The 12,318-nt window shown below is 38.3% G+C and carries 6 protein-coding genes; 5 read left to right on the forward strand and 1 reads right to left on the reverse strand.

Annotated elements, in window-relative coordinates; translation table 11 throughout:
- Positions 1 to 197 precede the first annotated feature (197 nt).
- The 4 genes from PLEUR7319_RS0126610 to PLEUR7319_RS0126625 all read left to right on the forward strand — a co-directional run bounded on the left by PLEUR7319_RS0126610 (position 198) and on the right by PLEUR7319_RS0126625 (position 7,267).
- Complete coding sequence (locus PLEUR7319_RS0126610; protein WP_019508276.1) at positions 198 to 893, forward strand: tetratricopeptide repeat protein; 696 nt, start codon at positions 198 to 200, stop codon at positions 891 to 893.
- Positions 894 to 1,112: 219 nt separating this feature from the next.
- Positions 1,113 to 1,703, forward strand: a complete 591-nt coding sequence (locus PLEUR7319_RS0126615) for a LemA family protein (RefSeq protein ID WP_019508277.1) — start codon at positions 1,113 to 1,115, stop codon at positions 1,701 to 1,703.
- A gap of 15 nt (positions 1,704 to 1,718) precedes the next feature.
- Positions 1,719 to 3,098 (forward strand): DUF3137 domain-containing protein, encoded by a 1,380-nt coding sequence (locus tag PLEUR7319_RS38580; RefSeq protein ID WP_019508278.1) that lies wholly within the window; start codon positions 1,719 to 1,721, stop codon positions 3,096 to 3,098.
- 305 nt (positions 3,099 to 3,403) lie between these two features.
- A complete protein-coding gene (locus PLEUR7319_RS0126625; RefSeq protein ID WP_019508279.1) occupies positions 3,404 to 7,267 on the forward strand; it encodes a GAF domain-containing protein in 3,864 nt (1,287 codons plus the stop codon).
- Between the two features lie 11 nt (positions 7,268 to 7,278).
- Here PLEUR7319_RS0126625 and PLEUR7319_RS0126630 read toward each other — a convergent pair whose 3' ends face one another.
- Entirely contained in the window at positions 7,279 to 8,319 is a 1,041-nt protein-coding gene (locus PLEUR7319_RS0126630; RefSeq protein ID WP_019508280.1) for a PstS family phosphate ABC transporter substrate-binding protein, read from the reverse strand.
- A 237-nt stretch (positions 8,320 to 8,556) separates the two neighbouring features.
- On the opposite strand from PLEUR7319_RS0126630, the gene PLEUR7319_RS0126635 reads away from it, so the two are divergent.
- Positions 8,557 to 12,213 (forward strand): GAF domain-containing protein, encoded by a 3,657-nt coding sequence (locus PLEUR7319_RS0126635; RefSeq protein ID WP_019508281.1) that lies wholly within the window; start codon positions 8,557 to 8,559, stop codon positions 12,211 to 12,213.
- Positions 12,214 to 12,318 lie beyond the last annotated feature (105 nt).

Genomic DNA, 12,318 nt, shown 5'->3' on the forward strand with positions numbered 1-12,318 from the left:
TTGCCCCATTTCCCTAAGTCCCAACTTCCCTAACATTTAAAATCGTTAACTTATTTGACTATAGTCCGACGTTATGAGGACTTAGTGGTGGGAGGATGTCAATGAGAGTTGAGCAATTTAGAGTTAGATTTGCCATACTAGAAAGTATTAAGAGTTAAGCTCCTTGCCCTCAGTAATTGGCAAGAAACATCATAGTCATGAAATCGACAACGAGAATTCTACTAGGAATAGTCCTCACTCTTGGAGGAATATTCGTTTTGGTTCAACCAACAGTAGCTATTTCTCCTATCAAGCAGCAACAGATAAGTAAATCTAGTCAGCAGAATATCCATAAGTTGTTCGATAGAGGTGTCAAGAAAACTCAGCATGGCGATTACCAAGGTGCGATTGCTGACTTTAATCAAGTTATCGCCTTGAACCCTCAATATTTAGAAGCTTATTGCAATCGAGGTATGGCTCACTATGGCTTAGGTAATTTTCAACAAGCGATTGCAGAGTTCAATCTAGCATTAGAGTTAGCACCGCGTCATGCTGATGCTTATAATAAACGTGCAATTGTTTTGGCAGAACAGGGCAATTTTGAGCAAGCACTGAAAGATTTTGCTCAAGCCTTGAAGTTCGATGCTAGTTTTATTGATGCTTACTACAATCGAGGTAAAGCACGTACCGAAATTGGCAATTATCAAGGCGCGATCGCAGATTATGATATAGCGATTAAGCTCGATCCTAATTTGGCAGAAGCCTATGGAAATAGAGGATTCTTACGCGCTCAGTTAGGAGATAAGCAACAGGGGTTAAAAGATTTACGGCACGCAGCCCAACTTTTTTTAGCTGCGGATAATCTAGCTGGGTATCAGCAAACCCTGACTTTTATTGAAATGATTAAACAGTAGAGATTATCAAAAAAAGTTGTATTAGGACAAGTTTATTTGATTGCTCGTAAGTAACAAGTAATAAGTAATAAGTAATGAGTGTCCTAATGTAATTCCGTATTGCTATACCTGTAAGACTAGCTACTTTTTATGATTTTTTGGGAATTCTAAGAGAAAGATAATTTTTTTAATTAGATTAATTATTCTTCTTTAGATTTTCAAGAAAGTGAGTTGATAAATATGAATTCTTTTGTATCGATCCTGTTATCAGTGGTAATTGTCTTTTTGTTGCTGACTTTTACTATTTTTATCATTGGAGTCAGGATTTATAACGGTTTAATCTATAAAAAGAATCAGGTTAGTAAATCTTTTTCCAGTGTAGATGTTTTACTCAAAAAAAGATGGGATTTAATTCCTAATTTAGTTTCGGTGGTTAAGCATCACATGGAGTTTGAACAGCAAACTTTAGCCGAAATCACGAGATTGCGATCGCGAGTAATGTCCAATGAGGTAAGCGAGGGAGAAAGATTAAATCTCGAAAATCAAATCTCCCGCACCATGGGGAATATTTTGGCATTGATTGAAAATTACCCTGAATTAAAATCTGATCAACACGTAAATCAATTATTAGCTTCTTTAAACGAAATTGAAGAACAAATATCTGCTGCTAGACGTTTTTACAATGCTGCGGTTACAGAATATAACAATGCAATTGAAATGTTTCCTAGTAACCTGGTCGCCAACTATATGCAATATCGCCCCAAAGAGTTGTTTGTTACGACTGAGGAAGAACGTAGCAATGTAAATGTTGGTGATTTATTAAATGGTTAATAGCCAAAGCATTTTATGCATCAAGATATCGATTCTCAAAATAATCCCCTGTCTCCAGAAGAAATTGAACGACTTTTTATTCAGGGCGATCGCAGTTTTCATCAGGGAAATTTTATCGCCGCCATCAATATTTTTGAACAACTATTTCAAGAGCTAGATGCTAGTCATAGTATCTATTTCAATCTTCAACGTCAGTTAGTCAAAGCCTATCAACAAAACCAACAAATCGAACAAGCGATCGCATTATGTCAACAGATGGCTACTAGTGATGTAGCAGCCACTTGTCTTTGGGGACAGAAATTTTTAGCATCTCTAGCTCCAGAAATTTATCAACAGATTTTAGTTACTCAGTCCGATCAGGCAACACCAGAGTCAACAGTAGATCGATCATTAACCGGTATCAAACTGAAAACTTTATCAGAGTTTAAGCAATACTGCCAGGACAATTTATTAGGATATTTAAAACAGTTAGAAAATACGAGAAAAAGAACTCTCATAACTATTATTATTTCCGGTATTATTTGCTTGGTATTTACCTGGTTTATATGTCGAATATTATTAAATCATTTGGCAATTGGTAATGTAATCTTGTTATATCTCTCTTGCCTTAGTTTCCCCCTCTCTATTTGGTTGATTTTCTGTCGTAGCTGTATTCAAGTTTATGGTTTAGGTTTTAAACGCAATATTATTGCTAAAATAATTGATTTTATTGATGATCGAGGCAGACTTAGTTATGCAAGTCATTTATTTTTAGAAGATAAACGCCAAACGATTATCGCTTTTACTAAAAGTCAAATCTTGAGAGATGAATTAGAAGAACCCGAATCTCTAGAACAAGAAGACTGTATCTACGGCACTATAGGCAATACAGATGTCTTTTTTGCCGAAATTTTAGTTAAAAAGGTCATAGGTGGGCAAAGAAATGAGTTGGGTTTAGAAAGTTTTATCCATAAATCTGACATTTTTCACGGTTTATTTTTTGAGGCCAAATTTTCTAAAAAGTTTGTCAGTCGGACTTTTATTGTGCCTAATGATACTAAGAGTAAAATTGCTCATTTAAATAATTGGCGTGGAGAACTAATCAAGTTGGAAGATCCTGAATTTAATCGCCTATTTCGAGTTTATGGTGATAGCCAAATTGAATCCCGCTATATTCTCTCGACTAATTTAATGAGTCGTTTAGTCGATTTTAATTGCAAGGCTGGACGCAAAGTATATCTTTCTTTTATTGATGGGTTTGTCTATATTGCGATTCCCTACAGACACAATTTATTTGAACCCAAACTATTTAAGAATATGCTCTCTTTTGCTCCTCTCAGGGAATATTTTCAAGATTTGCAATTAATGATCGGCATTGTAGAAGATTTAAACTTAAATCGCCGTATTTGGGGGTAGAACACCGCACCCAAAGTTTTCTTTAACAGGCAATTATTGTATGATTGGAAAACTAAGTAATAATACGTAAGTTTTTTGTTGCTTTCTACTAGTTCTTAATTAAACAAAGTAGTTTGTCTAGTGCTGCGTCAACTAATTAATGATGGATATATTTTTACAGTTAAAAACTATCCTTTAACCTTTTCCCCTTTCCCTTTACCCGTCAATTTTTAATTGACAGAATACTAGCGTCTCTTGTTTGCTGAGCAATACAAATTATAAGCATCTTCGTTGCCTATTTTAAAAGGATGTATCTATAGCTTAAGATGTCTGCACCTAAAAACGATATAGATCAAGATAAATCTAGCTTTCAAACACGTGAAAGTGATATTGATGGAGAAACAACTCTTCCTAAAACTTCTCAAGAGAGAAAGTTACGGCATAACAGACAAAACGATCCTGTGCCAACTGATTTGAATCAATCAGCTCTTCCCGAACAAGCTACGCCAAAATCAGTTCGTAAAAATGTTACTGAGACTAAAGGGGGAGAAATAGTTAAGGTTGAGACTAAATCACCGAAAAAACAGCCTAAAAAAGCATTTTTTCACCACTTACAAACTCAGACAGTAGCTATTTTAGTAGGTAGCGCAGTAATGTTGCCCATATTAGCAGTGGGAACAGCAACTTATTATTTTGGAAGCCAAACCCTCAATAAACAAGCTATCTTGGCGAAACGATTTGATAATCTGGGTTTAGCAGAAACAGAATTAGCACGACAACAAAAACTACAACAGCTACTGGCAGCATTGTTAATTGGTACGGGGACTACAGCTTTACTGACGGGGGCTATAGCTGCTTGGGGAACAAAAAGACTCTTAGATTCGAGATCAAAAATATCTACCAAAGAAATAGAGGAAGAAGATGAAACCTATGTGAATGGGGAATTTATTCAAAATTCTAATCAGTCTGTTTCACAACCAAATATTCTCAAAGCCATTGTCGAAGAAGCTCGTAACTATCTAAATTGCGATCGCGTTGTTGTGTATAGTCTCAACCAAGATCGGTACGGTGTTGTAGTAGCAGAGTCAGTAGCTCCAGACTATACACAAGCATTAGGTAGAACGATAGTAGATCCCTGTTTTGAAGCTAAGTATCTCAAAAAGTACCGCGATGGTCGAGTGAGGGCAATTGATAATATCTACGAAGCAAAAATGACTCCATGTTATTTGGAGCAATTAGAACAGCTAGAAGTCAAAGCCAATCTAGTTACACCAATCCTCAACCAAGATAAGTTGTTCGGGTTATTAGTAGCTCATCAATGTAAGTCATCGCGAAAGTGGCAAAAAGCAGAAATTAATTTTTTGCTGCAACTTGCTCAAAAAGCAGACTTGACTCTGGAAAACGCTAAGTTATTAGATGATATCATTCGCCTTCGGGCTCGGACAAAGAAAGAGAGGAGATGGACTCATCACTTTACTGATGCCACTCAGTATATTCGCCAATCCCTCAAGCAAAATGATGTCCTGGATATCAGTGTTGAAGAAGTACGTAGAGTTTTAAAATGCGATCGCGTAGTTATTTACAGTCTCAATCAAGCTCAATACGGTGTGGTTATTGCCGAATCACTAGCTCCTGGTTATCCCAGAGCCTTGAATAAAACTATCTCTGACCCCTGTTTTGCAGCCAGATATCTCGATAAATACCGTGATGGTCGAGTAAGGGCAATTGATAATATCCAAGAAGCAGGAATGACTAAATGCTATGTCGAACAGTTAGAAACTTTGGATGTTAAAGCTAATTTGGTCACGCCTATTCTTAATGAGGGCAAGTTATTTGGTTTATTGGTAGCTCATCAGTGTAACCAACCCCGCCATTGGCAAAATTATGAGATTCGCTGGATGACCCAAATTGCCACTCAAGTTGGTTTTGCCTTGGATAACGCCAAGCTATTAGCTGAATCGACAAGACAACAAGCTCAGGCAGAAAGAGAACGAAAATGGACTAATTACTTTACCGATGCCACTCAGTATATTCGCCAATCCCTCAAGCAACACGATGTCCTAGATATCAGCGTGGAAGAAGTGCGCCGAGTTTTAGAGTGCGATCGCGTAGTTATTTACAGTCTTAACCAAGATCGATACGGTGTGGTGATTGCCGAATCATTAGCTCCTGGTTATCCCAGAGCCTTAAATAGAAAGATTGAAGATCCTTGTTTTGAAGCCAGATATTTGGATAAATACCGTGATGGTCGAGTCAGGGCAATTGATAACATCCATGAAGCAGGGATGACCAAATGTTACATCCAACAATTGGAAACTCTAGAAGTAAAAGCCAATCTAGTCACGCCCATTCTCAATGAAGGTCAATTATTTGGTTTATTAGTAGCTCATCAGTGTAGCCAACCCCGCCACTGGCAAGACTATGAAATTCGCTGGATGACTCAAATTGCCACTCAAGTTGGTTTCGCCTTGGATAATGCCAAGATCTTAGCTGAATCGACAAGACAACAAGCTCAGGCAGAGAGAGAACGAAAATGGACGAATTATTTTACCGATGCCATTCAATATATTCGTCAATCTCTTTCACAAGATGATGTTTTGGATATCAGCGTGGAAGAAGTGCGCCGAGTTTTAGAGTGCGATCGCGTCGTAGTTTACAGTCTCAACCAAGATCGATACGGTGTGGTGATTGCTGAATCAATTGTTCCTGGTTATCCCAGAGCCTTAAATAGAATAATAAAAGACCCCTGTTTTGAAGCCAAATATCTCGAGCAATATCGTGATGGTCGGGTTCGGGCAATTAGTAACATCCGGGAAGCAGGAATGACTAAATGCTACATCGAACAGTTAGAAACTCTGGAAGTTAAAGCCAATCTGGTTACACCCATCCTCAATGAAGGTAAGTTATTTGGTTTATTAGTAGCTCATCAGTGTAGTCAACCCCGCCACTGGCAAGACTATGAAATTCGGTGGATGACCCAAATTGCTACTCAAGTTGGTTTTGCCTTGGATAACGCTGCCTTATTAAAAAGATTTCAAAACGATAGTCTAGCAACTCAATTACTCAAAAATTTTAGTCTCGATATCAGTGAAGGAACCAACACATCAGATCTACTTAAAATTGCTGTCGAACAAGCCCGTAAAATAGTGAAGCTTGATCGCGTCATTGTTTATCAGTTTGATGCTGACTGGAACGGTAATATAGTAGCTGAATCTTTAACAACTGGATATCCCAGAGGGTTAAATACTCTGTTTAAAGACCCCTGCTTCGGTCAAGAATATGGAGAAAAATATCGTCAAGGTCGCATCAAGGCGATCGCCGATATTTATCAGGCAAATTTAACTACCTGTCACTTAGAACAGTTAGAATCCCTAGCAGTTAAGGCTAGTCTTGTAGTGCCAATTTTGCAAGATGAGCGACTATTCGGTTTATTAATTGGTCATCAGTGTGAACAACCCCATCAATGGGAACAATCAGAAATAGATCTATTTGCTCAATTAGCTCTTCAATTAGGATTTGCTCTGGAACGTTTTCAGCTTAAGGAAGAGTTGGAATTGGCACAACAAAACCACAACCATGAGTCTGACGAACAGCAGCTAGAACTACTAAATTTTCAACAAAAGATCTCAGAATTAATCGCCGAAAATAAAGCGGCACTGCAAGATCTCAAAACCCAAATTAACGATCGCTCAGTATTTACGAACGATTTTACTCCTCAAACAAAGGCGATTAAGCAACAGCATGACCAGAAGAGTTCGGAGTACTCGCTACGCGAGAAGCTTCGCAACGGAGTTCGGAATTCAGAGTTAGCTAGAGGTTCAAGTCTGTTTTCAAACGAGCCCAACTCCGAACTACTAACTACTAACTCTGAACTAGAGCGAAGCGACCTTGATTCATTAGAACTTGAGCCCAAGATGGCTTCTGAAGAATTGATGCTCAAATCAAATAATCAACAGACAAAAGACATTACTACAGTACAAGAAGAGATACAGGGTCAACTCAGTACTGGTGATCATGAGCGACTATATCAAGAAGCGATCGCTGAAGCTAAGGAAAAAGTCGAGGTACTTAACCAGTCCAACCAGAATCTTTACCAAATGGTAAGTCTAATCAACGATATGAAAGCAGGGATAGAAAGATCATCAGCCAGAGAAACAACACCAGACCAGTTGGAAGCTGAGGAATCGTGAACTGCTGAAAATTAATCAAGAGGAATGAAACCAGATTTGGTTATTAGCTTCTGTCCTTGGGGTGTTAGCAAGAAATTAGCATAGCTGTGACCTATTGGCGATCGCACTCCTTCATTGTGGAGAAATACTACGTATAGATAATGAGTTAGAGGATATTGAGCAGTAGACAAAGCTTTGATATTTAGTTGATTACGTCGCTGGGGACAATCAGCAGGAGATACCAAAGGCTTGCGGTAAGGAGCAATCAGATCACTTCCTTGAAGACCCAAAGACAAAGGTTTAACAGTACATTGGGGAACAAGTGCTGATGCAGAACCATAGTAAATGCCTCCCGGATTACTGGCTAATTGGCGAAGTGCTTGAGTAGTTGTGGCAATAAATTCAACATTTGAACCAAATTCTTGCTCCTGAAGAATCCTAGAAGCAAAAAAATCAACCATACCTCCTATATTAGGAGGACGAGAATAGGCTGTAATTGCTAAGTCTGGCCCCCCTACCTCCTGCCAATTAGAAATTTTTCCGGTGTAAATTGCTTGAAGTTGGCTAAGAGTTAGACCAGAAAGATTTAGCTGAGGGTGAACGACAACAGCTATAGCATTGACCGCTACCGGCACTTGTTTTAGCTTTAATCCTTTTTGTTGGGCTAGTTCGTATTCTTGGGGCAATAGTGAATGAGAAGACTGGACAAAAGCCAATTGACCCTCAAGTAACATCTGGATTCCTGGGCTAGTGCCTGGAGGTTGATTTTGGGGTTGTACATAGCGTAATTGTAATTCGGGTCGCTCAGATTGAATTACTGAATCTACTACTAAACGAAGTGAAGCCCAGGCACTGCTGCCACCATAATTAAAAACGCCAGTTGCTACGTTAGGCACATGAGCAAAATCAGGAATATTTTGGGCAACTCCTGAGGCTTTAATGCTTGAGTTTTGAGATATTTGCCAAATTCCTACCGAGATTAATGCTACAGACCATCCTAGAACAATAAAGACCGCTAAAACGACAGTTATTAATATCGGTTTTTCATAAATCTTCTGATGGAAATTTTCCATAGTTTAGTGGAATTAAGCAAATAATATATAAACAAATTTTTGTATTATATTATCAATCTATATTAATCTATACATAACAAATATACTAAGTAATTTTACGGAAGTAACTTTTAGCATCTTGCTTTCGCACTCAGAATTCTTAAGAGGATGTCTGAAAAGTAGTTTTGGGGACTGAAAATATTACTTCTTAATTACTTTGGGTTTTTGAGAAGCTATCTAAATAACTAACTATGATTGATGACTGAATCTCTTGATGTAAAACCAAACAATTATCAGAATATCGAAGAAATTTTAAAAGTTACGGCCCTATCAACCAAAAAAATTCTGAAGTGTGATCGGGTCATTATTTATGATGCCAGTGAGCTACCTGCCGCAGAAATAATAGCTGAATCTGTTAACTCAAAATATGCTTCTATCCTCGGCCAAAAAATTATCGACCCTTTTTTATCCGGAGAATATTTAGAACTTTATTGCTATGGTCAAACTGTAGCCATAGATGATCTTAACTCGGCGGATGTCAGTAAAAACCAATTAGAAAGTTTAGAACAATTAAACGTCAAAAGTTTGGCGATCGCGCCGATTTGTCTGGGCAATGAATTATTAGCTTTTTTGGTTGCTCATCAATTCTCGAAACCTCAAACTTGGGATTCTGAAGCAATCAATCTGTTGGCAGAGCAAGCAAACACAGCCAGCTTAGCTTTCTCAAAAATTGCCATGACTGAGAAGTCCAATTCAGATACTAATTTCACTAAACAGAAAATAGATAGCCTTGAAAGCCACAAATTACCCAGTCGGTTTAGGACTGGGTCTGATGTGACCGTTGATCAAAAGCAAGGAAATTCCCCAACCATGGATCGCAAAGAAAAAAGCAATGGCAACAGTAATAGCGATATTCAAAATACTGAGCAGAAAACAATGATTCAGGAAGATCAAAGTAGATCTTTTGCCGAAGTCAAGGAAGAAATAGCTAATGAATTGGGCTCAGAAAATATTCTCAACACAACAGTTAATGAATTACGTCATTTACTCAAATGCGATCGCGTTGTAGTTTACAGTCTCAATCAAGATAGTTATGGGGAAGTCATAGCTGAATCTGTTGCTATGGGATGGACTAAGGCATTAGGAAGAATTATAGATGATCCTTGTTTTGCAGCTAGATATATAGAACAGTATCGTAATGGTAGACTCCGTGCTTGGGATGATATTTATCGAGAATATACTACTTCCTGTTACCTTGAACAGTTAGAAGCTTTAGAAGTTAAAGCGAACTTGGTAGCACCAATTATTAAAGAAGGTCAATTATTTGGTTTATTAATCGCCCATCACTGTTCTGATACTCATAATTGGCAAGAACAAGAAATTAACTGGATATCTGAAATTGCTACCCAGATAGGTCTTCTGCTTGAATATAGTGGAATGGTTGCCGAAAATGACCAACAAGAATCACAACCATTAACCGAGAGTGAAATTAAATGGAATCAGCATTTTACTGATGCGATTCAATATATTCGTCAATCTTTAACCGAGGAAGATATCTTAAAGGCCAGTGTTAAAGAAGTACGGAGAATTTTAAATTGTGATCGCGTCGTAGTTTACAGCATGAACCAAGACGATCAGGGCACGATTGTTGCTGAATCCGTAGCTGCTAGTTGGACTAAAGCGCTGGGCAGAGTAATTGACGATCCTTGTTTTGAAGCTAAATATCTTGACCAGTATCGCGATGGTAGGGTTCGGGCTTGGAACAACATATATGAGTCAGGCTTGACTAGGTGTTACATCGAACAGCTAGAACAGCTAGAGGTTAAGGCTAATTTGGTTACTCCGATACTCAATGAAGGAAAACTATTTGGGTTACTAGTTGCCCATCAATGTTCTGACTTTCGTAATTGGCAACAGCTTGAAGTTCGCTGGGTAGCTCAAATTGCTACTCAGGTTGGTTTTGCTCTCGATAACGCCAAACTATTAGCAGATGCCAAGCAACTGCAATATCAGTTACAAAACGAGGTTCAACTAACCAAGTATTTTACCGATGCGACTCGCTATATTCGAGAATCTCTGCACCAAGAGGATATTCTCGAAGTTAGTGTCGAAGAAGTACGACGAGTTTTAAATTGCGATCGTGTTGTTGTCTATAGTCTGAACTCCGATAATCATGGTCTGGTCTCCGCCGAATCCGTGGCTCCTGGTTGGACGAGAGCGCAGGGAAGGATCATCAAAGATCCTTGCTTTGAAGCTAATTATCTGGAAAAGTATCGTAATGGTAGGGTTCGGTCTTGGAGCAATATATATCAAGCAGGAATGACTAGATGTTACATTGAACAGCTAGAACAATTAGAAGTCAAGGCTAATCTAGTAACACCAATTATCAGTGAAGGGAAACTATTTGGATTATTAGTTGCCCATCATTGTGCTGACTTTCGTAAATGGCAGCAGTCTGAAATTCGCTGGGTAACTCAAGTCGCTACTCAAGTTGGTTTTGCTCTTGACAATGCCCAATTATTAGTTGATGCCCAGGGACTACGCCAGCAAGTAGAAGACGAAGGTAAGTGGACAGAGTATTTTACTGATACCGTTCAACATATTCGTCAATCCCTTAAATCTCGCGATATTCTGAAAACTAGCGTGCGGGAAATACAGAGAATTTTAAATTGCGATCGGGTTGTTATCTACAGCCTAAACTCAGATAATCACGGTACGATCATTGCTGAATCTGTAGCTGCTGGTTGGACGAGAGCCAAGGGTCTAGTAATTAAAGATCCTTGCTTTGAAGCTAGATATCTCGAGATGTATCGTAACGGTAGGGTTCGGGCTTGGAACAACATCTACGAATCAGGTATGACTGGGTGTTATATCGAACAATTAGAGAAGCTAGAAATCAAGGCTAATTTAGTAGCGCCAATTATCAATGGAGGAAAATTATTTGGACTATTAGTGGCTCATCAATGTTCTGCTCCTCGTAATTGGCAACAATCTGAAATTCGTTGGGTAGCTCAAATTGCCACCCAAGTTGGTTTGGCTCTGGATAACGCTAAACTGCTCGAGCAACTGAAGCAATCTGTATCTCATCAGCAACATGAGCAAACAGAAATTCTCAAACATCAAGTAGTTGAAATACTTGCTGAAAATGGAAATGCTTATCAAACTCTTTCTCAAGAAGCCATGCTTCAATCGGAAACAATTATCAATGTTCTACATCAAATCCACCAAGTTGCCGATTTATTTAATGAAATAGCTTTAAACGTTCAACAGCTCAAATTCCAAGAGCAACAAAATGACTTAGCCCTAAAAGATACGAAAGAAAGTATAAATCGTTCTATAAATAGCATCTCCAATATCCAACACACCGTGCAAAATGTTGCAGTTGGTTTTGATAATTTGACTAATTCTTCCCAACAGCTTTCTGAGACACTTAATACGATCAAAGATGTGAGTAAGCAGATAGTTCAGCAATCTATGAGTATAACGAGAATTGTAAATCGTAGTCAGATTGAAATCGAAAGTCAAAACTCGATTATCGATTTGTCCGACAAAATTTTTTCCCTCATACAGCAATTATTTGAAGCCACAGCCAGAGTTGAACCTTTATTTAGCAATGTAAGAACAGAAGTTATGGAGAAAACAATTGCTCTCGACTCGGGAACACAGCAGCTAATCAACGGAGTTGGAGATTTGGAAACAGTTTGTCAAAAGCTAGAGCGAGTTGTTTCTCTTAATACCAAGATCAGTAATTTGATCGCTAAGATTTCTCAAGCAGTGGAAAATCAGTCACAAAGCTCAACATTTGCCAAAGATTCAGTTCAAGAAGTAGCAAGCATCGCCGAGCGAATTTCCGAACAGTCCATGAGCATCACTCAGTCATTTAACCAATTAGTCATATTAATTCAAAAGCTCTAATGAAAAAATATATGTTAAAACTTTTTGCTGACATTTTACAGAGACAATCAAAACATACTTATAATCTCAATTCTTCTTTTAGGTTCGTTAGTTTTGGCGATCTTT

Source organism: Pleurocapsa sp. PCC 7319 (assembly GCF_000332195.1).
Classification (GTDB): Bacteria; Cyanobacteriota; Cyanobacteriia; order Cyanobacteriales; family Xenococcaceae; genus Waterburya.